Origin of the sequence: Allocatenococcus thiocycli (genome assembly GCF_921292965.1) — a bacterium.
Taxonomy (GTDB): domain Bacteria; phylum Pseudomonadota; class Gammaproteobacteria; order Enterobacterales; family Vibrionaceae; genus Vibrio; species Vibrio natriegens.
In genome coordinates, this window is the sequence record NZ_CAKLCK010000001.1 from 120,537 (window position 1) to 145,130 (window position 24,594).

At 43.2% G+C, this 24,594-nt stretch carries 24 protein-coding genes and 1 tRNA gene; 8 read left to right on the forward strand and 17 right to left on the reverse strand.

What is annotated here, in order from left to right:
• Window positions 1-235: 235 nt before the first annotated feature.
• The gene (locus L9Q40_RS00570; protein WP_498791650.1) at window positions 236-1,435 is read left to right on the forward strand and encodes a NupC/NupG family nucleoside CNT transporter; all 1,200 of its coding nucleotides are present in this window, start codon (window positions 236-238) and stop codon (window positions 1,433-1,435) included.
• A gap of 76 nt (window positions 1,436-1,511) precedes the next feature.
• On the opposite strand, the gene folD is transcribed toward L9Q40_RS00570, so the two are convergent.
• Window positions 1,512-2,372, reverse strand: coding sequence for a bifunctional methylenetetrahydrofolate dehydrogenase/methenyltetrahydrofolate cyclohydrolase FolD (folD, locus tag L9Q40_RS00575; RefSeq protein WP_014231181.1), 861 nt, complete (start codon window positions 2,370-2,372; stop codon window positions 1,512-1,514).
• Window positions 2,373-2,576: 204 nt separating this feature from the next.
• On the opposite strand from folD, the gene L9Q40_RS00580 reads away from it, so the two are divergent.
• Together L9Q40_RS00580 and L9Q40_RS00585 are read left to right on the forward strand one after the other, a co-directional pair.
• Window positions 2,577-2,653: transfer RNA gene (locus L9Q40_RS00580), tRNA-Arg, on the forward strand.
• 49 nt (window positions 2,654-2,702) lie between these two features.
• Window positions 2,703-3,587, forward strand: coding sequence for a site-specific integrase (locus tag L9Q40_RS00585; RefSeq protein ID WP_498791651.1), 885 nt, complete (start codon window positions 2,703-2,705; stop codon window positions 3,585-3,587).
• 111 nt (window positions 3,588-3,698) lie between these two features.
• On the opposite strand, the gene rarD is transcribed toward L9Q40_RS00585, so the two are convergent.
• From rarD to cuyA, 9 genes are all read right to left on the reverse strand, one after another.
• On the reverse strand, window positions 3,699-4,628 hold the full coding sequence (gene rarD, locus L9Q40_RS00590; protein WP_498791652.1) for an EamA family transporter RarD: 930 nt from the start codon (window positions 4,626-4,628) through the stop codon (window positions 3,699-3,701).
• 82 nt (window positions 4,629-4,710) lie between these two features.
• On the reverse strand, window positions 4,711-6,051 hold the full coding sequence (locus tag L9Q40_RS00595) for a TRAP transporter large permease (protein WP_498791653.1): 1,341 nt from the start codon (window positions 6,049-6,051) through the stop codon (window positions 4,711-4,713).
• Window positions 6,048-6,563 (reverse strand): TRAP transporter small permease, encoded by a 516-nt coding sequence (locus L9Q40_RS00600; protein WP_498791654.1) that lies wholly within the window; start codon window positions 6,561-6,563, stop codon window positions 6,048-6,050. The genes L9Q40_RS00595 and L9Q40_RS00600 overlap by 4 nt, the downstream gene beginning before the upstream one ends.
• Before the next feature lie 55 nt (window positions 6,564-6,618).
• On the reverse strand, window positions 6,619-7,605 hold the full coding sequence (locus L9Q40_RS00605; RefSeq protein WP_053394872.1) for a TRAP transporter substrate-binding protein: 987 nt from the start codon (window positions 7,603-7,605) through the stop codon (window positions 6,619-6,621).
• A gap of 11 nt (window positions 7,606-7,616) precedes the next feature.
• Window positions 7,617-8,327, reverse strand: a complete 711-nt coding sequence (cuyB, locus tag L9Q40_RS00610) for a cysteate racemase (protein ID WP_498791655.1) — start codon at window positions 8,325-8,327, stop codon at window positions 7,617-7,619.
• Entirely contained in the window at window positions 8,320-9,513 is a 1,194-nt protein-coding gene (locus L9Q40_RS00615) for a DegT/DnrJ/EryC1/StrS family aminotransferase (protein WP_498791656.1), read from the reverse strand. The genes cuyB and L9Q40_RS00615 overlap by 8 nt, the downstream gene beginning before the upstream one ends.
• Window positions 9,514-10,839, reverse strand: a complete 1,326-nt coding sequence (gene hisD / locus L9Q40_RS00620; protein WP_498791657.1) for a histidinol dehydrogenase — start codon at window positions 10,837-10,839, stop codon at window positions 9,514-9,516.
• A gap of 17 nt (window positions 10,840-10,856) precedes the next feature.
• Entirely contained in the window at window positions 10,857-11,879 is a 1,023-nt protein-coding gene (locus L9Q40_RS00625; protein WP_498791658.1) for a YeiH family protein, read from the reverse strand.
• 21 nt (window positions 11,880-11,900) lie between these two features.
• Window positions 11,901-12,911, reverse strand: coding sequence for a D-cysteate sulfo-lyase (cuyA, locus tag L9Q40_RS00630; RefSeq protein ID WP_498791659.1), 1,011 nt, complete (start codon window positions 12,909-12,911; stop codon window positions 11,901-11,903).
• A 153-nt stretch (window positions 12,912-13,064) separates the two neighbouring features.
• Here cuyA and L9Q40_RS00635 point away from each other — a divergent pair, with 153 nt between their 5' ends.
• A complete protein-coding gene (locus L9Q40_RS00635) occupies window positions 13,065-13,994 on the forward strand; it encodes a LysR family transcriptional regulator (protein WP_498791660.1) in 930 nt (309 codons plus the stop codon).
• A 349-nt stretch (window positions 13,995-14,343) separates the two neighbouring features.
• On the opposite strand, the gene L9Q40_RS00640 is transcribed toward L9Q40_RS00635, so the two are convergent.
• The gene (locus L9Q40_RS00640; RefSeq protein ID WP_498791661.1) at window positions 14,344-14,817 is read right to left on the reverse strand and encodes a hypothetical protein; all 474 of its coding nucleotides are present in this window, start codon (window positions 14,815-14,817) and stop codon (window positions 14,344-14,346) included.
• Window positions 14,818-15,096: 279 nt separating this feature from the next.
• Here L9Q40_RS00640 and L9Q40_RS00645 point away from each other — a divergent pair, with 279 nt between their 5' ends.
• The 4 genes from L9Q40_RS00645 to L9Q40_RS00660 all read left to right on the forward strand — a co-directional run bounded on the left by L9Q40_RS00645 (window position 15,097) and on the right by L9Q40_RS00660 (window position 19,520).
• Window positions 15,097-15,957 (forward strand): hypothetical protein, encoded by an 861-nt coding sequence (locus L9Q40_RS00645; RefSeq protein ID WP_498791662.1) that lies wholly within the window; start codon window positions 15,097-15,099, stop codon window positions 15,955-15,957.
• A 153-nt stretch (window positions 15,958-16,110) separates the two neighbouring features.
• Window positions 16,111-16,329, forward strand: coding sequence for a helix-turn-helix domain-containing protein (locus tag L9Q40_RS00650; protein ID WP_243976286.1), 219 nt, complete (start codon window positions 16,111-16,113; stop codon window positions 16,327-16,329).
• Complete coding sequence (locus tag L9Q40_RS00655; RefSeq protein WP_498791663.1) at window positions 16,319-18,781, forward strand: DUF3987 domain-containing protein; 2,463 nt, start codon at window positions 16,319-16,321, stop codon at window positions 18,779-18,781. The genes L9Q40_RS00650 and L9Q40_RS00655 overlap by 11 nt, the downstream gene beginning before the upstream one ends.
• A 253-nt stretch (window positions 18,782-19,034) precedes the next feature.
• Window positions 19,035-19,520, forward strand: a complete 486-nt coding sequence (locus L9Q40_RS00660; RefSeq protein ID WP_498791664.1) for a hypothetical protein — start codon at window positions 19,035-19,037, stop codon at window positions 19,518-19,520.
• Between the two features lie 97 nt (window positions 19,521-19,617).
• On the opposite strand, the gene L9Q40_RS00665 is transcribed toward L9Q40_RS00660, so the two are convergent.
• The 6 genes from L9Q40_RS00665 to hxsD are packed head-to-tail and all read right to left on the reverse strand — an operon-like array spanning window position 19,618 to window position 24,520.
• Window positions 19,618-20,853, reverse strand: a complete 1,236-nt coding sequence (locus tag L9Q40_RS00665) for a His-Xaa-Ser system-associated MauG-like protein (protein WP_498791665.1) — start codon at window positions 20,851-20,853, stop codon at window positions 19,618-19,620.
• Window positions 20,854-21,210, reverse strand: a complete 357-nt coding sequence (locus L9Q40_RS00670) for a TIGR03982 family His-Xaa-Ser system protein (protein WP_498791666.1) — start codon at window positions 21,208-21,210, stop codon at window positions 20,854-20,856. It lies immediately after the preceding gene.
• Window positions 21,207-21,743, reverse strand: coding sequence for a His-Xaa-Ser repeat protein HxsA (gene hxsA / locus L9Q40_RS00675; protein WP_498791667.1), 537 nt, complete (start codon window positions 21,741-21,743; stop codon window positions 21,207-21,209). Before hxsA ends, L9Q40_RS00670 begins: the two co-directional genes overlap by 4 nt.
• Entirely contained in the window at window positions 21,740-22,858 is a 1,119-nt protein-coding gene (gene hxsC / locus L9Q40_RS00680; RefSeq protein WP_498791668.1) for a His-Xaa-Ser system radical SAM maturase HxsC, read from the reverse strand. The genes hxsA and hxsC overlap by 4 nt, the downstream gene beginning before the upstream one ends.
• Entirely contained in the window at window positions 22,851-24,248 is a 1,398-nt protein-coding gene (hxsB, locus tag L9Q40_RS00685) for a His-Xaa-Ser system radical SAM maturase HxsB (RefSeq protein ID WP_498791669.1), read from the reverse strand. The genes hxsC and hxsB overlap by 8 nt, the downstream gene beginning before the upstream one ends.
• Window positions 24,245-24,520 (reverse strand): His-Xaa-Ser system protein HxsD, encoded by a 276-nt coding sequence (gene hxsD / locus L9Q40_RS00690; RefSeq protein WP_498791670.1) that lies wholly within the window; start codon window positions 24,518-24,520, stop codon window positions 24,245-24,247. The genes hxsB and hxsD overlap by 4 nt, the downstream gene beginning before the upstream one ends.
• Between the last annotated feature and the right edge of the window lie 74 nt (window positions 24,521-24,594).

The following is a 24,594-nucleotide window of genomic DNA, read 5'->3' on the forward strand; positions in this document are numbered from 1 at the left end:
GTATACATAAGGTGATTTTTGTCACAAAAATTTTTCTGAATCTATAAACAATTTTTCCATATGGAAATAATAACAAAAAGCAAACGTTTATCATTATTAAATTCAATGGCTTAATGTTTAGTTTAAATATTGACCACTGAAACTTTTCACACTGTTAACAACCTCAAGTTGCAGCATTTTGAGTCCGCTATACAATCCGACGCCTTTACCATTCCCCTTCTGTCGGACCCAATTTATGAACTCACTTATTGGTATCGTAGCCATACTCTTCGTAGCATGGCTACTTTCTACAAATAGAAAAAATATAAAGCTCAGAACCGTCTCACTTGCTTTTGCCTTACAGGTATTGTTTGCACTATTGGTTCTGTATGTACCAGCAGGGCGAGACGCTCTAAACTCAGTGAGCAGCGTAGTATCGAACTTAATCAACTATGGTCAGGAAGGCATCGCGTTTTTATTCGGCAATTTGGCGACGGGCGGATTCACTTTCGCTATTAATGTACTGGGCATTATTGTCTTCTTCTCTTCGCTTATTGCTGGCCTTTACCACATTGGTGTTATGCCAAGAATGATTAACTTTATCGGTGGTGGTATCCAAAAGCTGTTAGGCATTGGTCGTGCTGAGTCTTTATCTGCTACAGCCAATATCTTTGTTGGTACGATTGAAGCGCCATTAATGGTTAAACCTTATCTAAAGCACATGACGGATTCTCAGTTCTTTGCAGTAATGACTGGTGGTTTGGCTTCGGTTGCTGGTGGTACGTTGGTCGGTTATGCATCTTTGGGTGTGGACTTAAATTACCTGATCGCGGCGGCGTTTATGTCTGCTCCTGCCGGTTTGTTGATGGCTAAAATTCTGATGCCGGAAGACACAAACCAAGCTGAGGAAATCGATCTTAGCCAAGTTGAAACCCCACGAGCAACCAATGTAGTTGAAGCATTGGCAGATGGTGCGATGGCGGGTGTTCGTATCGCGGTTGCAGTTGGTGGCACGCTGTTGGCTTTCATCAGTGTGATTGCATTGCTTAACGGTATTTTGGGATGGTTTGGCGATCTTATTGGCACACCATTAAGCTTCGAACTCGTTTTGGGCTACGTATTTGCGCCAGTTGCTTGGCTGTTAGGTGTTCCATGGGCAGAGGCGATCACGGCAGGGTCTCTGATCGGGAATAAAATCGTAGTAAATGAGTTTGTTGCTTTTATTCAACTTGCAGAAGTGAAGTCGCAGCTAAGTGCACATTCTCAAGCGATTGTGACTTTTGCACTATGTGGCTTTGCGAACATCTCAAGCATGGCAATGCTCATTGGTGGTTTGGGATCATTGGTGCCAGAGAAGCGTGCGTTTGTTTCTAAGCATGGATTTCGCGCGATTGTCGCAGGTGTGATGGCGAACTTGATGAGTGCGTCCATTGCCGGTGTGATTTTAAGTCTTTAACGATTTAGACTAAATTTACACAACATAAAGAAAAAAGGCTCCGAGAGGAGCCTTTTTAGTATTTAGCGATCTGCGATTACTTGTCCGTATGGAACTGCTCGCAAGCCAGCATTGTGTTTTCAATCAGGCTTGCTACTGTCATTGGACCAACGCCACCAGGTACTGGAGTAATGAAGCTCGCGCTTTCACGTGCTTTATCGTATTCCACGTCGCCAACTAGCTTACCAGAGTCAAGACGGTTGATACCCACATCGACAACCACAGCGCCTTTCTTAATCCATTCGCCAGGAATGAAGTTTGGTTTACCTACTGCGACAACAACGACGTCGGCTTGACGAACGTAGCTCTCTAAGTCTTTAGTAAAGCGGTGACAGGTCGTCGTTGTGCAGCCCGCCAATAGCAGCTCAAGTGTCATTGGACGACCAACGATATTCGAAGCTCCTACAACCACAGCGTGCTTACCACGAAGATTAATGTTGTAGCGGTCAAGCAGGGTAATAATACCTTTCGGCGTACAAGAGCGTAGTTTAGGGATACGCTGTGCAAGACGACCTACGTTATAAGGGTGGAAGCCATCCACGTCTTTCTCTGGATGAATACGCTCTAAAACATGAGTGCTATCAATTCCAGCAGGAAGTGGAAGCTGAACTAAAATGCCATCAATTTCGTTGTCATTGTTCAACTCATCGATCAACGCTAGCAATTCTGCTTCAGTGGTTGATGCCGGAAGGTCAAAAGACTTGGAAACAAAACCCACTTCTTCACAAGCGCGGCGTTTACTGCCAACGTAAACTTGAGAAGCAGGGTCTTCACCAACTAGAACAACTGCAAGGCCAGGGGCACGTAATCCAGCTTCAACGCGAGCTTTTACTCGTGCTGCAACTTCAGAACGAACAGTTTGGGAAATGAGAGTCCCATCAATATTTTGAGCAGTCATGACTTTCCTTATAAATTTTAGAAGGCAGATAATCTGCGGCGCATTGTCGCAGAATTTCTATTTAACATCCATACGCAAACGTTTGCTCTGAGGTGTTTTTGAGCATTCATTGCTTCAGTGACCTTTTTTTAGGCATTCAGATCAGAATGTTACTAAAAGCCGTTGATTTACCCATTTTAACTCGTATAATCCTTTCCCTGTAGCGCGCCCTTAGCTCAGCTGGATAGAGCACGTCCCTTCTAAGGATGTGGTCATAGGTTCGAATCCTATAGGGCGTGCCATTCCTCCCTTCAGCACAGTCTTCCTATCCAAATCCGTTAGGACTGTGCCATGTATTTAGTGAACAATCTCACAAAAACTCCACAACAAAACCTTAATTTAAACACTCCAGTTCCGTGTTGTATAGACAGCTACGTTCAAATTCGAGCGCAATACCATAAAACTTACATTGGGACGTTAAAGTACCGATTAGAGCGAATCAGCCGCTACTTTTCTTCTTATTTGATCAAAGATCTCACCACAAGCCCTTATGCTAGGGATAACATCAACTCTTTCATTACTCATCGTCTATCTAGTGTTAAGCCAGGTACTGTTCGGAAAGATGCCGCTGCCCTGCAAGCAATGCTCAATTGGCTTCGTCGGGATATTGGCTTACAAATCCCAGATATTTTTAAACAGATACGGTTGCCAAAAGATTACGGCGTCCGCCAATTCATTCCAACCAATGAACAAGTTCAGTCGGTTGTTGCCAGATTACCCTCGGAAGAACTACGCGACATTTGTATGCTGTTAAGTGAAACAGCCTGTCGCAGGAATGAAGTTCTGAAACTGCGAAGGTGCGATGTGTACCTTGAACATCGATACGTACAGCTATGGAACACAAAGAACGGGGAAGACCGTAAGGTTCCGCTTTCTACTACGGCAATGGCGATACTAGGAAAAAGGATGGAGTTAACCACGGACAGGGCACCAACGTATCCAATCTTTAGCGCATTACCAGAATACGTAAGCAAGAAATTTCGAAAAGCAGCCGATGAAGAAGGACTGCATGAGTTCGTCTTGCATTCACTCAGGCATTACAGGTTATCCAAACTTATAGAGGCAGGGCATGACAGCGTGCTGGTATCTAAGGTTTCTGGTCATCGGGACCACCGAGTGTTGAGTAGGTACGTGAAGTTGGATGCTGAAGCTTTAGCTGCAAGGCTTTTTGATTAGCGTGGTAAACAACATTAGGGAAAGTTTCTGAATTTAAAAATCAGGTAAGTTTCTGATGCCAATATATAGATGTGGGGGAGGGGGTGTAACGTTTTGGTCCACCCCGTACCTTCACCTCAGCCTCTTAAGGCTATCTAATAAAAGTGCGATTATGGAGAGAATAATGAATAGGTAGGTCGGTACTTCTTGTGAAGATATCGTGTCTCCGATCATCAGGCCAACAATGAATATAAACATGGGTTCTACGTAGCCGAGTAATCCAAAAACAGATACTTTAAGTTTGGAGTAAGCATATAGATAGAGAAGCATAGGTGTAACCGCTACGATACCTAATCCAATGTAGTATAAATATGTACTCTTAGGAAGAGTGAAAAAATAGTCGGCAGGATAGAGATAAAATAGACCGATCATGGCCAGTGGCATCAGAAAAAGGTGATCCATGGCTAATCCAATATCCGTGGATAATGACATAGTCTTTCTATGAATAAAATAAACGGGATAGCCCAAAGCAACACAAAGCACAACCCAAGAAATACCATCAGATAGGGCGTAAGCGTACAGCGTACCAGAAAGCGCGAAATAACAAGCTAATTTTTGGTAAGGTGACAATGTTTCCTTGTAAAAATACCGTCCAACTAGAACCATAACAATAGGCATTGTGAAGTAACCTAGGGCTAGCGATAAGGTTTCTCCATTAGAGGGGGCCCAGACAAATAGCCAATATTGTGGAGCAACTAAAAGGGCGGATAGGGAATACTTAGGCCACATTCTCCATTGGCTTAATGCTTGTCTGAAAAGGTGGACTCTATTTGTTACTGACAATAGTACAAAGAACAGCATTGAGCTCCAGATTATCCGCTGTACAGCAAGCCAGTGGGCTTCTCCTCCTTCCACAGGACTGGCTGTAAGAGTGGGCTGCAATTGTACATAGGCTGGAATAAGTGCAAATAGCAATGAACAAAGTACGGAGGAGAAGACCCCTTTAGTCTGTTCTGATATCTCATCGGTATATTTTCTCACTGTACTAGCGAAATTACTCATTTCACTTTTTCCCTTAAATTAGAACTGTAGGAAGCAAAAAGGCGCTGTACTTTTAAAGCACAGCACCTTTATTTTTTGCTGGTTAATAGAACAGGCTAGGTAACCAGAGCGAAATTTGGGGAACAAACGCGATAATGACAACAGCTACTACCGCAATAAAAACGATAGGTGTCACTTTTGCTGTAATTTTTTCAAAAGGCGTTTCCGCGATTGCAGACGCTACAAATAAGTTCTCACCAAGAGGTGGCGTTGAAAAGCCAATGGACAGAGCGCAAATCATCACAACACCGAAATGTACAGGATCGATACCTAGTGTATAAGTGACCGGTAGTAACACTGGCGTTAAAATCATGATTGCCGCTAATGTTTCCATAAACATCCCGACAAACAGAAGAATACCAATAATCAGCAACCAAATTATATAAGGATTAGTTGTTAGGGCTGTTAATGCATCAACAATCACAACAGGAATTTGGTTTTCTACTAATAAACGGCCGAAAGCAGTCGCGGTAAGCAGTATCAGCATGATGCGGCCAGACAACCAAGCGGTCGAATCAATGCACTTAGTGAACTCTTTCCAGGTTAGCTCTTTATGGATAAATACGCCGACAAACAGTACGTAGAAAATAGTGACAATGGCAGACTCTGTCGGGGTAAATAAGCCAGTGTAGATACCACCTAGAATAACCACGGGTGCACTGAGTGACCATATACCATCTTTACAAGCTTGAACGGATTCTTTGAAAGACCAAGCATGATCGGAGCGTGCGATCTTTGAGCGTTTACAATAGAAGTAATTATAGATCAGAATACTGATCGACATAATTAAACCGGGAATCACGCCCGCTACAAACATTTTACTGATCGATATAGATTGAAACTGCCCAAATTCTTCGATTGCTTCAAATGGTGCTGCGATTCCCATTGCTGAAATACCAAAAATAACCATTGGAATAGAAGGTGGGATGATAATACCTAAACCGCCTGAGGCCGCAGTTAAAGCTGAAGAATAGTCTTTGCCGTAGTTATGCTTGATCATTGCTGGAATCATTAACATCCCAACCGCTGCAGTAGTTGCCGGGCCAGAACCCGATATTGCGCCGAAGAAAATACAAGCGACAACCGTTGATGCACCTATGCCGCCCGTGAATGAACCCGATAACGTTTCAGCGATATGCACCAAGCGTTTTGAAATGCCTGCAGCTTCCATAATGGCGCCCGCGAAGATGAATGCAGGGATCGCCATAAGGGGGAAAGAGCCAATAGCATTAAAGCCTAGCTGGACCAGTTTAATAGGGTTTTGATCAAGCTGAAGATAAGATAATACCGATGCGCCGCCTAAAGCCACCGCGATAGGGGATCCGATAAGCAACAGCAAGAAAAACGTTGCAAAAAGAACAAATGTGGTACTTAAAGGAATCATGTCATCTCCTTGGCTTGTTTGTTTCTTAAACTAGCATCAGCGGCAACGCCACGATCAAATAACTTTTTTAGATTTACCTGAATATGCCTTATGGTCATCATTAGGAAGGCAAGCGGCATGATCATATAAATCATTTTCATAGGAATGCCTAATGTTTGTGACTTCCAATATAAATTCATTTTATTAAATACAAAGTCGTAGCATAAATAGAAAAAATAGAGATTGAACATCAACCAAGATAGCTCTGCTAATACTTTGAAAATAGCCACAACTTTGTTAGGTAAGTATTTATATTGGAAGTCAATTCTATTATGAGCTTCTATACGAATTGCTCTGCTGGCACCAAAAAAAACAAACCAAACAAATAAATAAACTGCGGACTCTTCACTCCAGCTTATGGAGTGGTCGAATATTTCCCTCGCAATTATTTGCATAAATAAAATAGAGGTGAATGCAACGAGTAGAATTCGGCAGATGTAGTTTTCGAAATTATCAATTAAATTTTTAAACATACTACTTCCCTGTAGAAATAATGCGGGGATGACTCCCCACATTGGCTAGTTTTGTCTATAGAGTGTCGCGGCCCAGTGCTTTCAGAAGCTCATTTACGCGCTCTTTGCCACCTACTTCGTCAAAGTACTTTGGCCACACGTCTTTTTGTAGTTTGTCGATCCACTTTTGCTCATCTTCGAGCTTGCTGATCTTCATGCCGTAATTGGCAACTAAGTCTTGTTTGATTTTGTCTTCGGTCTTGATGAGATACTCGTAGCTGTATAGCTCTGCTTCGTCACCCGCTTTATCAATCGCGCGTTTTACCTCATCCGACTGCGCTTGATATAAGCTTTCTGACATCAGTACAGGCTCGATTTGGAATAGATAATGTGTTTCAGTCAGGTACTTTTGAATTTCACCAAACTTCATTGACTGAATCGCGGCATAAGGCGTTTCTTGTCCATCAACCACGCCTTGCTGCAAAGCTGCGAACGTTTCACTCCACGCGATTGGTGTTGCACCAATACCCAGCGATTTGTAGGTATCAAGAATCACTTTGCTTTTCGGTACACGCACCGACAGTCCTTGTAGATCTTCTAACTTTGTGACTGGGTGATCGGAGTTTGTTAAGCGGCGAAAGCCAGAATAAGTCCAAGAAACAATGCGTACATTGGCTTGCTTGAGGACATCTTGCTCAATTTTTTTCGTCACATCACTTTCTAGTGCTTTTTTAGCATCGTCGATGTTGTGGAACATGTATGGATAAGTAAATAAGCCAATAGCAGGGGACAATGCTGCTAGGTTGGAACTACCCACAACAGACATATCAAGAAGCCCCATAGAGACATCGTTGACGGTAGCTTGCTCTGAGCCTAGTTGACCATTTACAAACAGGGCTGTTTCTATCTTGCCATTCGTTTCATCGGCAAGAATGTCAGAAAACTTTTGAGCAATGATCTCTTGTGTTGAGCCTGCACCATCACCAATCGCAATATTCCATTTGGCGGCATTGGCTGAAAACGATAAAAGCATTGCAGTACTTAATATAATCGTCTTTTTCATAGTTCGTTCCCTCATAGGTTAGGTTTAGTTTGTTGTGCGCGTTCAATGATTTCCTTGGATAGAATGTCTACCGCATCGATTACAGGTACATCAGACTCTATTTTGTTTTTAATTACTGAAAGCTCAGTACAGACGAGAGCAAGACAATCCACACCTTGGTTGGCCATGTGGATTTGTAGCTCGTCCAGAGTTTTCAGGTCATCATCGGTGAATGATTTTGCTTTGATGGCTTTGATCAGCGCCATCAAATCATCCTGATGATGTGTATCTGGATAAACTGGGATTAGGCCATGCTTACTAAATACCGGGCCATAAATGTCGGTTATCTGTAGAGCGGTTGAACCCAGCAAGCCGATCTTGAAGCAGCCAAGTGAGCGCATTGCTTCGGCAGTAATATCGAGCAAATTGATCACAGGGACATCGACTGAACTTGCAACGTCTTGGTAGTAGTAATGAGCGGTGTTGCAAGGGATAACTAAAAAGTCGGCCCCTTGGCTGACGAGCCCTTGTGCCATTTGAACCATACAAGGAGCTGGGCTCTCGCCTGTGCCTTCAATAATGGCTTTAATTCGTGAAGGCACTTTAGGGTTGTTATCGACTAGCAGTCGTATGTGGCCACTGTCGTCTGACGCTGAGGTTTGTTCAAACACGCGGTACATCAAATCAATCGTTGCTTCGGGGCCCATACCACCAATAACACCAGGAGTTAGTTGGTTACTCATTGGTTGCCTCCACTTCTTGAACGATGATCTTGGCAATTAAGCTGCAATCTTGTTCGTCAAAAGTAAGAGGCAGGCGCATATCAAGTAGGGTAGACAGCACCTGATCGGTTTTAACTAACTGAGTTTCGTCGTTAAGGTAGGTCCAGCTATCGTATTTACTGGTGTAACTTTCAGGGGTGTTGCTACCAAACCACTTAAGCACTACACCGCGTTTGGCACATCGCTCTACCAGAGAAACACACCGCTCTGCACTGAAAGTAGGCAGGCTAAACTGAATGGAACTGGCAACAAACTGCTCTTTCTGTGGTCGCTTGGTTAGTTTGATCTTGTCGCTGGTGGCAAGCACTTCTGCAACAATATCGTGACGTAAGTTCCATGCTTTGCAATCTTCATCCAATTTGGCAATTTGTGGCAGCAAGGTCGCGGCGCGCAAGTTATCCATACGACCACTATAGTTCGGGGTTTGTAGACGAACATCGTCAAACTCGCTGATTTCTGGCGCGGCATGGTGACGGTCATATAGCATGTAAGAGCCTGAGTAGATGATCGCTTTTGCTATGATCTTCTTGTGCGGAGTAACCAGTAAGCCACCTTCGCCAGAGTTCATGTGCTTATAGGTTTGGGTGCTAAAGCAGGCCACATCGCCAAAACTGCCGCTAAGTTTGCCATTCCACTTCGCGCCCATGGTATGTGCGCAGTCTTCTATTAGCGTGAGGTCGTAGCGGTGGCAAATATCGATCACTCTATCCATATCCGCAATGTGACCACGCATATGAGAGAGCAGTAAGAATTTGGCTCCGCTTTGATTGGCTTTGCCTTCAAGGTCATCTAAGTCGATACACAGATTTTCATCAATCTCAACCAGTACCGGAGTGGCCCCTGTGTTATGAATCGCGCCCGGTACTGGTGCTAAAGTAAACGCGTTACATAGCACTTTGTCACCGTGACTGACCCCAACGCTGCGCATAGCGATATGAAGAGCATACCCGCATGAAGCACACGCCAAACAATTATCCATGCTCATGTATTGAGCAAAGGCTAACTCAAGTTGATCGGTCGTGCTTTTTTCACCTGGATCAACGTTGTAGCGATGCAAGCGACCTGTACGCATCACCTCTACAGCAAGCGCGATCCCTTCCTCAGGGATAGGCGCTTGTTGAGTGAATGATTTGGTGAATCTTTCCATCTAAACTTCCTCAGAGGTGTACGACTTCTGGTTGTAAACTTCGAAATCCCATTCCATGTCTGGGAAGTACTTTCGTAGTCGCCAATCACAAGCACGTGCGTGGCCTTCCATGCCTTCAGTGCGTGAAATACGAGATCCTGCCGCACTAAAAATGAGGTTGGCTTCGTTGCTGATCTGTTGATAAGTCAGCACTTTCATGAATTTTTGTACATTAAGACCACCGCTGTAACGCGCGGCACATTTGGTTGGCAAAATATGGTTGGTGCCAGAGCATTTATCGCCATGAGTGACCGTGCTTCCTTCACCTAGGAAAAGAGAGCCGTAGTTGTTAAGGTTGTTTTTCCACCATTCCAAGTCTTCAGTCATGACTTGTAGGTGCTCGCACGCGTATTCATCGCTGACTTTCGCAAGCTCTGCTTTGTCTTCGCAGAAGATGATTTCGCCGTAATCACGCCATGATGCTTCGCAAACATCCGCGTTTGGCATATCGGCAATGACAGAAGGCATGATCGCCAGCACTTCTTCGCCAATTTCGCGTGAGGTGGTAAATAACCAAACAGGGGAGTTGATGCCATGCTCTGCCTGAGAAACCAGATCGACGGCAATCGTCATTGGGTCAGCGTGCTTATCCGCGATGATGGCCGATTCCGTTGGGCCAGCAAACACATCAATCCCAACCGGGCCAAACAGAGCGCGTTTCGCTTCTGCTACATACGCGTTACCAGGGCCAACAATGATGTCGACTTTTGGTGTACCAAACAGACCATTCGCCATGGTCGCGATAGCGTGTACGCCACCCATCTCTAGAATGATATCCGCACCTGCAACGTGCATTGCGTAAGCAACGGCTGGGTTAATGCTTTCACCGCGTGGTGGAGAACAAGCGATAATATTTGGAACGCCCGCTGCTTTGGCGGTTGCGACACTCATTAGTGCAGAAGCCGCGTGTGCGTATCGGCCTCCTGGTACGTAACATCCTGCGGCTTGTACAGGCAGTACTTTTTGCCCCAAGGTGACGCCTTCTTCTGTTTCGATAGAGAACTCGGTTAAGCTGTTACGTTGTGCATTCGCAAATCGCTGAATCTGTTTATGAGCAAAATCGATGTCATCTTTGACGCTTTGAGGCACAGAGTCGATGAGTTGCTGCAGTTTCTCGCTCGATAAAACAAACTCAGACGTCCAGCTATCGAACTTTTCCGCGTATTCAGCGACCGCTTGTTCACCTTCTTGCTCGATTTTTTTCAGCATGCCTTCGACGATTGCACGTGTTTCTATATCGTTATCAACCACGTTGTCTTTTTTGTTGGCTGTTTTAATAAATTCCATTTTATTTCCTTGAGTGTTTATCTAGTGAAGAAAATACAGAGTAAAATAACTGCTGCTATAAATAGCGTTTCCATAACAACGAGTAAGATAGGTTTTATACCGACCGTTAATACGTCTTTTAGTGACGTTCGCACACCGAGTGCTGCCACCGCGATTAGAAGCAACTTCGACGATAGCGCGTTAAGTAACTCCAGCGGCGCAGCTGGGATTACCCCAGTGCTGTTAACAATAAAAATCAATATAAAACCCACGAGGAAAAAGGGCAGTTGTACTTTGTTACCTTGATGCGAAGCGTTATGCTTCATTAAGAAAAATGATGCGATTAACACCACAGGGACGAGCGTAGCGACGCGCAATAACTTAACAAAGGTACTTAAGTTACCGGCTTCCTCCGACACGCTATATCCAGCGCCCACTACTTGTGCCACATCGTGTATCGTGCCACCTAAAAAGAAGCCTATTTCCGTTGTATTAAGCTCGAGTGCAAGCGCGATGAGAGGGTAAAGCACCATTGCGATTGTACTGAGCGTGGTGACCGCGATGACGGTGAACAAGGTGTTACGTTTTGACTCTTCGCTCTGCGGTAAAATGGCACTGATAGCCATCGCTGCAGAAGCACCGCAAATAGCCACTGAGCCACCCGTGAGCAAACCAAAGTGAGAATTGAACCCCATTCGTTTTGCCAGGAAGAGGCCAAAAGCAATGGTGGAACCGACGGCCGCGCAGACTGTGATGATTGGGGTTACACCAAGCGCTGTGATATCACCCAAGGTGATTCGTACGCCAAGCAGTGCAACGCCAATTCTTAATACAGTTTTGGCTGTAAATTCCAGCCCTTTGGCATAGGCGGGTTCCACGCTAAGAAAGTTAAAGGCCATACCCAGTAAAAGAGCCATTAACATTGCTGGCGCACCATAGTTATTTGATAGATAAAGCGCGGCTAAACCAACAAGAACAGAGATCAAAACCCCTGGAGCATAGGTGTTCTTGAGGGTGGCTAACTGCTCAACATGTGCATTATTACTTAGGATATTGGCCATGACTTTCTCTTACCTCAGCGCTTATTCGTAGTTCGCAAAATCGAAGCTGTCGCGGTAGCCAAAGAGTGCCTGCGAGCCGCCAGTGTGAACAAATACAATGTTTTCGCCCTTCTTGAAATGCCCTTTGCGAATCAGATCAATTAAGCCGGCTGCGCCTTTTCCTGAATAAACTGGGTCTAACAGGATGCCTTCGTAAGTAGAGAACATATTGATGGCTTCAATGGTCGAAGGAGCAGGAATGCCGTAACCCTCACCAACGTAGTCACAGTTTGCTACTACATCTTCACGTGATACCGCATCTTTAGCGCCTAGATGTTCTGCTGTACGTTGCGCCAGTTTGAACACGTTTCCTTCTTGAGTTGGTTTGTCGACACGAACACCGACACCCAATACTGGTATCTGGCTGTTTGTCATTGCGAAACCAGTTACTAGACCAGCTTGAGTACCCGCACTGCCTGTTGCATGCACAACGTGGTCGATTTTTAGCTGTTGGTCATTGCTTTGTTTTAGGATCTCTAATGCGCAGTTTACATAGCCAAGCGCGCCAATATGGTTAGAACCACCGCCAGGGATAATGTATGGATTTTTACCTTCTGCACGCAATGTCGCCGCAACATCTTCCATTGCTGCATTCATATCGGTACCGCCAGTGTATTTCGATAATTTTGCATTGAACAACTGGTCCAGCATGACGTTGCCGTTAAATTTGTAGTCAGGGTCGTCGCTACCTGTGCGGTCTTCTAGCAAGATGTAACAATTCATATTTAATTTAGCTGCGATAGCTGCGGTCTGACGCGCATGATTTGACTGAGTGGCACCTTGAGTAATAATCGTGTCAGCACCTTTTTCAACAGCGTCTGCCATCAAGAACTCAAGCTTACGAGTTTTGTTGCCACCACCAGCTAGGCCAGTGCAATCATCTCGTTTGATCCAGATGTTCGGACCGCCCAGTACCTTGCTTAGGTTTTCCATTAGCTCAAGTGGTGTGTCTAAATGAGCAAAGTTCAAACGTGGATAACGTGCTAAATGCATTTTATGTCTCCTGTCAATGTAAGTGATATGTTTAACACCCAATTACATTAGCGCTCGACGTAGCCCGAAAGATAATGCTTTTTTTTAACAGGCTTGTTAATATTTTTTTATTTGGTTGTAAATACTAAAGGGCGAAGATCCCAAGGAAAGAAAATGGATTTAAAGTGGATAGAGGATTTTTTGTACCTATCTCAGTATGGTAGCTTTGCGAAAGCAGCCAAGGCGAGAAATGTTACCCAGCCAGCTTTTGGTAGAAGAATCAAGCTATTGGAAGAGTGGCTTGGCGCTGATCTAGTTAATAGAAACACTTATCCGGCTACGTTCACCAAAGCTGGTTTTAGATTTTTAAAACACGCAAACGAGTTGAAGCAACAGATAGAGTTCGCTAGGCTAGAAACGGTTAAGCAAGTTAACAATAATGAAACAACGATCACATTTCATACCCAGCACTCTCTATCTGAATATGTGGTAAATCGAATGATTAACAACAATGCAGAGGCATTTAAATTTGCAACGGTGTGTGTTTGTCCAAAAAATTTGCATGATTCCGTACAATCCTTTTTAGATAACCGTTCTGACTTCTTGATTGGTTTATCATTCAAAGGTACTCGTCTTTATATACCTAACCCAGAAGTGGAATCTGTTACGATTGGTACTGACTGCCTTATTCCTGTTGTGGCCACAAAAGAAGATGGTTCACCACTTTTTAGAGATGCTAAAAATGCTACTATTCCGCTGTTGAATTACCCATCTAGCACTTTCTTTGCGCAGGTGTTAGAAAAACACGGCTCATTGGGGCAGAGCAAGTGTAACTTTAAAATTGTTTATGAAAATGCAGTGACCCATTCATTGAAGTCGATGGCTTTATCTGGTCATGGTGTTGCGTGGTTACCCGCAGGTTTTGTTCAAGAAGAGCTTGAGGAACAGAGATTGACGCAATTCTCGGATTCTATTGCTGCTATACCAGCCAAGATTAAATTGTATCGCTTCTCTACGGAAGAAATGACCCCCGCTATGTCTGCACTCTGGCGGCATTTTACCGAGTTAAATATGGACGATTTCAATAGCAACCCCATCTTCTGACGGCATTCAAGATAGGGGCTTTGAGTTTGTATTACGCTCAGAGTTATGGTAATCCCTTGTAGAAATTAGGTGAAGGCGTTAGAAATATTGCAAACAGACAAGAATTGCTGTCGATTAGTCGACAGCTCTGTTCATATGTGCGCGATTAGATTGTAGTCACAACAAAAGTGTTGAAAATGGCGCTTTCGTTCTGATTTTAAAATGTGTTCATTTATGCATGGTTTATGCACTTTCTATTCACTCGTATTGGGTGACTAAACTTCGGAATATAGACGTTTCGTGGGACATTTTAAAATGGGCGAACTCATTTGGTTCAGATTATCGTTATTATGTTAAATTGGGTGCTTTTTTAAACAATTTTCGGGAGAGGGGAAGCATCCTCTGATTCTTTCGCAATATCCGCAAGAATAAAGGCGAGCGGGTTTTCTTGACTGCCAGACAGTTCGACTTGTTGACTCGGGTTCCAATTGCTACGACTCCGACATTTGAGCCAAAACTCCATCGCTCGAACATCGGGTGGTAACTCTTCCTGATACTCGACTACTTGACCAGAGCTTAATACTTTCTGCTTGGTCACTGTTACACCCATTGCTCTATTGAATAGGTTATACGCCACTTCGGCATCGGCAGCCAGCTTTCCACGCTTTCTTGCTTCTGCGAACTCTGGATAAAGGCTGACCCAGTGGAAGATGGTGTCTCTGTGAACTTCAAAAAAATCCGCTAAATCCTGATCACGAGCCCCCATCAAACAGAGCTTGTTCACTTGTACGGCATATATCGGTTGGTATTTGTTGTTGTTCTGGTTTCCTTTAGGTGCTGCCATAATAAAATCCCTTGCATTAGCAAGTTCTAATTATATCACTTTCATTAGATTTTGCTAATGCTTGGGCGGGCTATTTGGCATTAGGGATTGTGACGTATTAATGCCTATTGTTGTTATTCGTTGTTATTTATATTTAAATAAAAACAATGAGTTACATTTTTTCTTGATTGGATTATGTTTATATTTTATGGTCCCAAATTCTAAAGGGTATGTAGTGTTTTATAAGAAGTGGTTCATGCGAGGGTGAATGTTTAATATTATCAGTAAGTTACCACTGTGGTGGCAGCTGAAATTTATAAAAGGTTATTTATGGAAAGGGTGTTATTGACGCCACACGAATTTGCAAAAACTGTTTTTGAAAGCGGGCATAAAGGGCTTACAAGTGTTTATCCAGATATGTTGTATTCTGCAGAACAACAGCTCAAGCTAATCCAGTTTGTTGTTGAAACCGGTGAAATACGACAGGTGGTTAAAATTGAGAAAGAGTTCTCAGCCGTTGAGGGACATTGCACGGACAATGACAATATAGAAGCTGATTCAATCATACGTCTCCCTGCGGGGGATTACGTGACTGATTCGAAAGTATTGATTGGAAGAGGGTCGCATAGATACGTATATGGGTTGGATGAAGTAGCGTACACTGTTGTAAATGATACCCCCCGGACTGACTTTCGTGAAGGTTTCGGTTTTAAACCCAGAATTGTCATGGGAGAGATTATCCGCGACAAACTTAATTTATATGACGTATTACTTTTTTGCCGTGATGCCGAAAGATATTTAGCAAAACTAAAGGCGGAAAGCTCAACGAACTCATTTTGTTTCCCTATGGGGCCTTCAACAGGCATTGATCGAAAAGGGACATTGGACGACTTGATCGAGGTGACTGGTACGTCTAATTCAGAAGATGCAATAGGTGTGGCAATTTGGCACGTTGAGCAGGCTGAGTTAGAAAACCAAAGGCAGGATAAGTCCCCTGTATTCGCACAGTTCAAGAGTGTATTAAGCCAGTGCGAGAATGGGGCACTACGATTTAAAACCTTGACGCAGGTTGAGAATTACTTGATGGACAATCATGGCTTTAATACACGTCAAGCTAACGTTTTTGGTCAAGAAATTATTAAGCAAATGCCTGATTTATAAGTAATACATCCTTCACTAAAGCCCACAGTCTCGTGGGCTTTTTTGTGCCTGCCATATTGTACCTGTCAGTATGACAGTATTGTCTGTCACTATTTCTATTTGTCAGTATTTCTCGTGTCCACAGTGGACTGAAACAGTACTAAAGGGAAACCGATGACAAATTTTTTAACTCCGCAGCAGTTATCTGAACTACTTCAGGTAACAGAAAAGACTCTCGCAAATCAGCGTTTCGAAGGACGAGGCATTCCCTTCGTAAAGGTTGAGCGAGCAGTTCGTTATCGCATTTGTGATATTGAAGCTTATTTAAGCAAAGCGGAAGGGAATACGGATACACAGGGAACAACGGAAGAAGGTGGTTACAATGAACTTTAGCACGGCAAAAACAATTACAAAAACAACAAACCTGAGCCCAATGGCTTACACAGACTTACTGGAACAGGTGCGTAAACCAACGAAGATTGCGGTGACTGTTCATCAGTATCACGAGATGTCCAATCAGGAGCAAGGAGAGGTGAAGAAAGTGCAACAGAACTTCATCACTAGCCCTGCTCGTTCTCGTAACGACAAAGCGGTGAAGCGTGCGGGTTTGACCGCCATTGTACTGGACTTGGATGCCCCGGAGCTGGACATCGACGGGGTGGCTCAGGTATTTCTGGACTTAAAGGTTCAGCGTTTCTGTGTTTTTTCGACATTAAGCCATACAACAGCATTGCCACGTTTTCGTGTAGTTATTCCGTTGGCTGAAAAGTCACATCATGAGCGTTGGTCAATCGTTAGCAATTACCTGAATGATGTACTGTTCTTAGATTCTGATAACTGCAGTAAAACGTTGGCCCAGGCTTGGTTGCTTCCAGTCGTAACCGCAGACGGTGATTACCAGCATTTAATTGTGGACGAAGGTACACCATTGGACATCTCGGATGATAGCCATCCGCTAGTTGCTGACGCCTTGGACTTCGATTTATTGAAGGTGGCTTCGGAAACTGCACAACCAGTATCATCACGAGCGATTCATCTAGGGGAGGGTGAGCTGAGCCCGATTGAAGCCTACAACCAAAAGTTCGCTATTCGTGAGTTGATGGTGCGTTATGATTATAAGTTTACTTCCAAACAGCGTGCTATCCATCCGAACAGTCAAAGCGGATCTGCTGGGGTATACCTGTTCCCTGACAGTGAACGTGCTTTTTCTCATCATGGTAATGATTCACTACATGGCAAATCGTTTGATTCGTTCGACCTATATGTTGAGTTTGAGCATCAAGGTAACTTTAAGGCTGCACTTATTGAAGCTGGCAATACGATCTATACCGACGAAGGTATCAGCATCTGTGATCACAATCGCAATCTGTTTAAAAACAAAAAGCCGTATTCATCAGTTCAGGAGTTTGATCTAAACGTATTCCTTGGCCAAACATCCTCAGCAGAGATTCATCCGGTATCCGTGAACACAGTAAGTTATGACATTGCCCCACCGCCAGAGCATTGCATGTCTTTCAAAGGTATCGGGAAAGATATTTTTGACTACATTATGAAAACAGCCATGTACCCACAGCCAACATTCGCTTTAGCATCAGTATTTATGATTTTGTCAATGTTGAGTGGTGGCCGCTTAGTTGGTACTCGTTCTCGAGTACGTTCGAACATGATGGTTATCTGTACTGGTGAAACTGGCTGCGGCAAGCAGCACCACATCAATAAAGTTGGAGAGGTGTTGAGTCTAGCCAACCATGATTTTAACAAAAAGGTTCAGAATAAGTTTGCAAGTGGTCCAGCATTTTGGAGCTTTTTAAAGGACAACCCTGAAGTCCTGCTTCTTGCTGATGAGTGCGGTTTCTTGTTTGATGCTATCAAAAATAACAAGGGCGATTACATGGCACAACTCTATGATTGTTTCCTGCAGGGCTACTCGGCAAGCAGTTCGATTATTAAGCCGACAGTTTACGCTGACCGTGATCGCAACAGTGACAAGTTGATTGAGTATCCCCATATCTGCTTAATGGGTTTTACGACGCCTAGTACATTGGGAGGCGTGTTGAACCACGAAGATTCTGCTACAGGTCTATTGCCGCGACTTACGCTTTTTCCTGCTGTGTTCGATGTGCCGGAAAAGCAGAACAACAGCCACGAAAAACTTAAGCCACACGTGTTGGAAGGACTAAAAGTGATAGACAAATTTACGAACTGGCGTGGGCATCTGCCATACAGTCGAAAATTCCCTCTGTACGTACCAACGACGGTAGAAGCTGAGGAAATGTTGAACCGGTACGGCAAGGAAAACCGTGAAGCAATGCGTACAGCAGAGAGTATGGAGCGAAGCTTATTCAATCGTGCTGAGGAAAATGCCCGCCGTCTCTCGTTACTTTATTGGATGGATTCTATTCCACCGACCGACGGTGCGGGTAACTTTGCCGAAGAGAACATGATTCAAGTAGAGCATGTACGGAAGGCAATTGACCTTGTGAAATGGTCCACGGCATACATGTCGGAGTTTATGACTGAAGAGGGGGGGGCGACGGCAACAAGCAAAGAAGTAAACCGCATTACTTCTATTATTAGCCAAGCTAAACGACACGGCGAACAGCGTAAAGGCCTTTTGTTTGATCGTCACCGAGAGGCTCTTTTACAAGGACTCATGCCACACGCGGTTCTTGTAAAACTGTCGAATAAGTCATCTAAGCACCTTAACGAGATTCTGGAAACAGCAGGGGCAATGGAAGCTATTGGCCAAACTACCCACCCAGATACCGGGAAGACTTATTACTTTGCGTTAAAAGATGTTGGCGTGGGGGAACAAAAAGAACAAAAGGGAACATTAGTATCATAGATAAAAGTATTATCAGTAACTTAATTTAAAATACCCCAATGTTCCCTTGTTCCCAATAAAGCCTATTATTTCGTTTAATTAAACAAAGACTGCTTTCATTAGTAGTGATAAAAAATTAATAGAATATAGGGGGAATAGGGGAACATAGTAACAAATAACCTCTTAATCCCTGATTTTATTTTCTTTATGTGTTCTTTTTGTTTCTGGAGAATGCAAGGGAATAAGGGGAACGATTATTTCGAAGGATTTGAAAATGAATAATTATATTTTCCGCAGTTTGACCAATGAAAACCTTATCGTTAAAGGGAGCCTGATTGCTAAGTACGAAATTAATTTGACTGGTATGACGTATGATTATTCTGGGCGACTAGATGCTTCGGAATTATTTGAACTGTGGTTAGAAGCAGTTCGCAAGAAATACCCAGATGGTATGGTGGATATTATGTGGCTAGTAACTGTGGAGGGGCAGCGATTTAAACCAGAGTTTATTCCAGGGCAGGAGGGTTTGATTGGGGAGGACTGCTTTCTTTCGTATTTCACTCACCCCGTAAGCGAAGCAACAGGATTACCGCTTGATTGGACTTCCTTGTCAATAAAGCCACCATTCTGGGACGACGATGATTTAGAAGGGCTAGGTTTTATTGAGTACGTTACTGGTTGGCAACCGAGTATTCTGCAAACTCACGTTAGCATTGACTTCTTAATTGAGGCGGCGAAGAAAAAGTCAGAGGAAGTGTAGTAAGGAATAAAAAGGCTTGCTCTAAAAGGGGCAAGCCTTTTGTTCGTATATACGTTGTTTGTTATTAGAAATAATTACTGACGGTAGCGTAATACATTTATAGTGCCTCGAGAAATTTCAAAAGGTTTTCTAGTTCAGTTTCACTCACACGTATCCAACGCAAAACGTCGCTTCGGCTGGCGATCGTTTCGTTGTTGCGTAAAATCATAGAGTCTTCAATATCAGCCTTTCGGAAGTAAAAGATAGGGCTTATATGGTATTTGACCATCTCTTCTAATGAAGGGAACATACCATTATGTCCATATGGAGCAGTATTGGAAACACTTACAAGCGAAGGGGTCCTGAATTGATATCTATCTTGTGTTTGATGTGTAACCATGGCTCGTCCCAAATCTTGTCCAAACATATGGGGGCCTTGAGGACCTTGAGGTACTCCAATCGAATGAAATTTCATATCACTCAACAGATCTCCAGAATGACATGCAGCACATCTTCCTTTTCCGTAAAACACCAGAGCCCCTAGTTTTTGATCTTTGGACAACGCAGATTTGTCACCAACGATGTACTTTTCCCAAGGTGACGGCTTACAGGTGCTGTTCGTCTTGTGCTTGATAAAACTTGCCAATGCATTTCCAATAACTGGCAGTGTTAGTTCCTGATTTGATAAAGAGGCCCTCTTGAGGGCGTCAACCAACAAACGAACATCAGTATCATCTTGGTCTTGGAGGCGTTCTTGGACAAATACGTTTTGAGCCTGCACCTTGTCATGAAAATATTGGTTTTCAACCAATTCGACATGACGATTGTTTTTATAAGGAGCGCTGTGGCCAAGAAACTCATCTCTTGCTAGTAGAGGTAAGAAGGCAGCAACTGATAAAGTAGAATCAAACCCCATGGAGTACCCTTCACCAATAGGTGAGTAAATTTGGTCATCTAAGAGTTGGACTTTTCCATCCCAGAAAAAGACTGAAAAACGTTCATCTGCACGGGCAAACAGAGTGAACGCATTTCTTGGTACCACCGCGCCTCCACTTTCTAGGCGTTGTTTATCTTCACCTACACCACCGACACCAATAGCCAAAGCTAATCCGTCAGTCAGTGCTTTGCTATCTATGTGGCAATTTGCACACGATATATCTTTGTCTCCGCTCAATACAGGACGTTCAAAAATTAATTCTCCTACCGAAGCAAGTGGAGACATTTCTGTTGAAACTGTTTTCGAACATACATTACCTTCCAGATGAAATGCTTTAATTGCAACATCCAAAGATTCATCCAATGTTAATGCTTGAGACTGGGAGCTTAATAGCATTAGGAGCAGAAGTTTCTTCATTTATCTCTCCCTAAAGCGATGTTGCTCGGTCAATGAATCAACCGTGCGTTGATGCAACTCAATGGCTTCTAATCCTAGGTATTCCAAGACACTTTCTGGGACTTTCAAAGACAACATAACTTTACGAGTTTTGTCGTATTTGTGACAAGCCATTAAATGGATTTTCGCAGTGGTGTCTAAGGATGGTGAGTCTTCTTGTTCAATATACCAAGTTTCATCCATAGCAAGCGCACATTCCGCTGTCTGCGCCATGAATTGATTCCGATAGGCGAGATATGCTGTGATTGGTGCCACAACATACATGATTAACCAAATAATGCATGATAGTGATACAACTATGTAAAACAACCGTTTCATCGAGCCAAAATCCCCAATGAGTTGAGCGTCTTGGTATCCAGTGTTTGCGATGTTGGGAGATTATTAGCTTTACGATATGCATTTAATGCATCTCGAGTTTGTTTACCCATAATACCGTCGATAATACCGTAGTAGTAACCGAGGTTGTAAAGTGCGAACTGTACTCTAATAATAGTGTCTTTACGTTTAGCCATATCCGCAGCGCTAACCTTTGGCTGTTGGGATGTAGATGGCGCAGTATAACTAGGTGTACTGGGGCGACTTAATGGCTGAGAATTGTATTTTTTTGTAGGGGCAGTATAAGTCCCACCAGCTGATGAACGGTGAGAGCTGTGACTACGGTGACTACTATGGCTTCGATGAGCTGCAAGGTACAACGGCACTTCGTTATTAAGAGGCGCTAATGCAATATTATCCAAGTCTAAGTCGTGGAGATAATCAGTATCATCTACCATCACTTCCTGTGCTTTAGAATTTGAAGTCATCGCCAAAAAGCCTGGTAATAAAGCCACTAAATTCCATTTATTCTTCATATTATTCTCCTAGCCAATTGATGATACTTACCTCGGGACGAAGTAAAGTATCCTCCGCAACTTGCTAACAATTGGCACTGTTCACACTCTTTAGGGTAGTAGTTTTTCCAATCAGAAATTGATTTCACCGCGTACGGTCTAAGATTTTGTGGCAGATGACAAAGAGGAAAATTAAATAACGTCGGACTAAGACCAGAGATTTCTGCAACGCGAATAGCCTTATGTAACGATTCGATGTATTCATCTACACTGAGGTATAGCATAGACCAGTTCTTTTTCGCCCAGCCAGTGGGCTCCAAGTTCATGATCGATAACTGAACAACACTAGAGAGGACGCGACTAATGTATTCGGCAAGCGCTGGTAACTCATCTACATTGGCTTGCGTGGGTATAAATCGGACTTCCATTTCGATACCTAAGTTACCAGCATTAATCATACCCGTGACGGTTTCAGAAAATGCTCCTTTCGCACCAACAAGTTCATCGTGCACAGATGGGATGCTTGAATAAAGAGGAATTCCAAATATCAACTCTATATGATGGGTTCGCTGAGCAATTTGTTGGGTTAAATACAAATCAGAAAAAGCCCGGCCGTTTGTAAGAATGTGCAGACGAGTCCTTGGTGCAAATTCCGCTACGAAATCAAGGAACCTCAAAAATTCAGTTCCATATATCAGCGGTTCACCACCACTGATACCGATTTCTCCCTCAAAATTGAATGCTGCAAGAGCTTGGGCTGCATAAGTCAGTAACCATTGGTCATTATCCCTTTTGGGAGGCTGAGAGCAGAATAGGCACAAGTTATTGCACCGTTCAGTTACTAGTAAAGTGTTGTGATTGGCGTTTCTAGATAGGATGACTCGTAGTTGTGCGAGAGTGTTGATGGTGCTTATATCACCGTCACAAATCGACTCATACAATGATTGACTATAAATAATGCCTGCAAACCCGGTGGGAATAATTGTTAACGAAATATTCTCATCTTTGACAACGAGCAACTGATCCAGATACTGCTCTTCAACTAAATCAGGTGATTTACGCAGTTGATAATAGCCACTCTGAGAAAAATCTCGTGCGTTAAGTTCAAAAAGATCCGCGCGGATTACGTCATCCATATACCCACTCCTTAAACATAAGACCGATATCATCTTCTTTGTAGAGGTGTTTGAGTATTAAAGTAAACATTGCTTTATGATATTGACAAAAACGGGACTGACTTTTATCACCCACAGGTTCCCCAAATACGCTGATATTTTGGCAGGGATCAGCACCACAGAATGGTTGAAATGCACATTCAGAACAACCAGGTTGGCATAGAGAGAAAGATTGAGAAACTACTTTATGATAAAAGTCGCTGCTGCTTATCCTCGGGGAAAGGATAGTACCAAGCGAAAAGTCGATATCTGGATTTGATTTCTGGAGCATTCTTGCCTCATCGCTTCCAAAAATTTTTCCATCATAATTATATAGGATAGAGTTTAGAATAACCCCACTTGGGGACTTCAAATCGGCATAACTACTGTATTCGGGGTTCAAGACGCGTTTTAGGTGTATTAGTGCAGAATGTTCGACGAGTTTTTCTCCTCGCTTATAAGAGTCGCATAAAGCACTCAGAAGTTGCTCGTAGAATAGCATGTACTCATTGATACTATACGATGAGCTGTCACCTTTATTTGCAAAACCGTATGGACTGACGGGGCGAACAAATATGTCTCTTAATTTTAAGTCTACGTGTGCGGTGATTATATCGTCAGGATAGGGCAGCAAAGCACGCGTGACCGTAGTTACAGTTGCTACATACTTATCGCCAAGAGATTGTCTTATTTTGTCTATTCCTTGTTTGACTCGATCATACGAATTACCATTTTTTAGTATGCGGTGAGAGTTGTGAATGAGATGGCTACCGTCTAGCGATGTAGAAAAATGAATATTTTTATACTCAGCCCATGTAACTATTTGATCTGTTAAAAGGGAAAGACTGGTGGCAATCACAAATTCAAATTGTCCTTCACCAAGAATCTCATTGGCTGCGTCGTAAATCTTTTTTACAAGATCGAATCGTAATAATGGTTCTCCACCTTGAATTTCTAGTTTGTAAGGCGCTGAAGATAAAGACTTTATCTGTTCTATCATTGGCTTTATAACGCTTTCATCCATGTCATAATTCTGAGCTTTAATAGAGGCCCTGCTTACTTGGCAGTACCTACATGTATGATCGCATCGCAAAGTAGGGACAATCATAAAGATAGGATTGAATTGCAGTGCTTTCATTAAGCGTTTTGACATGGCGGATGCCATAGCATTGACGGATACTCTATGATTTTCAGGGGAAGACCGAAAAAGTTTCGATTCCAGAGAAGTGTCTTTAGCCTTTGACCCTGTTGAATAAGACGAAATGAGAGACTCAAGTTGGAACCTATTAAGGTAGTCGAAAAAGCCAGCCTGGTTACTCAGAAAAGCCGTTTCAGAGTCAATATATTCGAAGTTAAAAGGAAGTAAGCTCATAGACGTAACTGCCTTTCTACCGAAGATAGAACAGCCGACGCTATTTGTTCTCTCAGTCTCTGGGTATGGGCGGAAAGGTTCTCTCTAAGTAAATAATCATTAAGTAAGCGCTGAAATTCGCAAAGTATGCCTTCATTATCCACAGAGAATTGGACGATCCATTCGTGTTCATTTTCACTGAGTTGCCATGGAGTGATGCGGGACATCCAATACAATGATTGTCTGACGACACTTTCCGAAAAGTCCTGTTTATTCAATCGATGTTCTAGCACACTGCACCTTTAAAATTTTTCTTACATATTAGTACCAAAGGCATAACCTATGCCATGATATGAATAAGAATTCT

Excerpts from the sequence above, each read along its gene's own strand:
- hxsA (WP_498791667.1), bottom strand. The coding sequence starts at position 21,743 with ATGAAGAATAAATGGAATTTAGTGGCTTTATTACCAGGCTTTTTGGCG.
- L9Q40_RS00625 (WP_498791658.1), bottom strand. The coding sequence starts at position 11,879 with ATGGCCAATATCCTAAGTAATAATGCACATGTTGAGCAGTTAGCCACC.
- hxsB (WP_498791669.1), bottom strand. The coding sequence starts at position 24,248 with ATGAGCTTACTTCCTTTTAACTTCGAATATATTGACTCTGAAACGGCT.
- L9Q40_RS00660 (WP_498791664.1), top strand. The coding sequence starts at position 19,035 with ATGAATAATTATATTTTCCGCAGTTTGACCAATGAAAACCTTATCGTT.
- L9Q40_RS00600 (WP_498791654.1), bottom strand. The coding sequence starts at position 6,563 with ATGTTTAAAAATTTAATTGATAATTTCGAAAACTACATCTGCCGAATT.
- L9Q40_RS00615 (WP_498791656.1), bottom strand. The coding sequence starts at position 9,513 with ATGGAAAGATTCACCAAATCATTCACTCAACAAGCGCCTATCCCTGAG.
- L9Q40_RS00640 (WP_498791661.1), bottom strand. The coding sequence starts at position 14,817 with ATGGCAGCACCTAAAGGAAACCAGAACAACAACAAATACCAACCGATA.
- cuyB (WP_498791655.1), bottom strand. The coding sequence starts at position 8,327 with ATGAGTAACCAACTAACTCCTGGTGTTATTGGTGGTATGGGCCCCGAA.
- folD (WP_014231181.1), bottom strand. The coding sequence starts at position 2,372 with ATGACTGCTCAAAATATTGATGGGACTCTCATTTCCCAAACTGTTCGT.
- hisD (WP_498791657.1), bottom strand. The coding sequence starts at position 10,839 with ATGGAATTTATTAAAACAGCCAACAAAAAAGACAACGTGGTTGATAAC.
- L9Q40_RS00665 (WP_498791665.1), bottom strand. The coding sequence starts at position 20,853 with ATGAAGAAACTTCTGCTCCTAATGCTATTAAGCTCCCAGTCTCAAGCA.
- L9Q40_RS00650 (WP_243976286.1), top strand. The coding sequence starts at position 16,111 with ATGACAAATTTTTTAACTCCGCAGCAGTTATCTGAACTACTTCAGGTA.
- cuyA (WP_498791659.1), bottom strand. The coding sequence starts at position 12,911 with ATGCATTTAGCACGTTATCCACGTTTGAACTTTGCTCATTTAGACACA.
- L9Q40_RS00570 (WP_498791650.1), top strand. The coding sequence starts at position 236 with ATGAACTCACTTATTGGTATCGTAGCCATACTCTTCGTAGCATGGCTA.
- L9Q40_RS00595 (WP_498791653.1), bottom strand. The coding sequence starts at position 6,051 with ATGATTCCTTTAAGTACCACATTTGTTCTTTTTGCAACGTTTTTCTTG.
- L9Q40_RS00585 (WP_498791651.1), top strand. The coding sequence starts at position 2,703 with ATGTATTTAGTGAACAATCTCACAAAAACTCCACAACAAAACCTTAAT.
- L9Q40_RS00605 (WP_053394872.1), bottom strand. The coding sequence starts at position 7,605 with ATGAAAAAGACGATTATATTAAGTACTGCAATGCTTTTATCGTTTTCA.
- L9Q40_RS00655 (WP_498791663.1), top strand. The coding sequence starts at position 16,319 with ATGAACTTTAGCACGGCAAAAACAATTACAAAAACAACAAACCTGAGC.
- rarD (WP_498791652.1), bottom strand. The coding sequence starts at position 4,628 with ATGAGTAATTTCGCTAGTACAGTGAGAAAATATACCGATGAGATATCA.
- L9Q40_RS00670 (WP_498791666.1), bottom strand. The coding sequence starts at position 21,210 with ATGAAACGGTTGTTTTACATAGTTGTATCACTATCATGCATTATTTGG.
- L9Q40_RS00635 (WP_498791660.1), top strand. The coding sequence starts at position 13,065 with ATGGATTTAAAGTGGATAGAGGATTTTTTGTACCTATCTCAGTATGGT.
- hxsC (WP_498791668.1), bottom strand. The coding sequence starts at position 22,858 with ATGGATGACGTAATCCGCGCGGATCTTTTTGAACTTAACGCACGAGAT.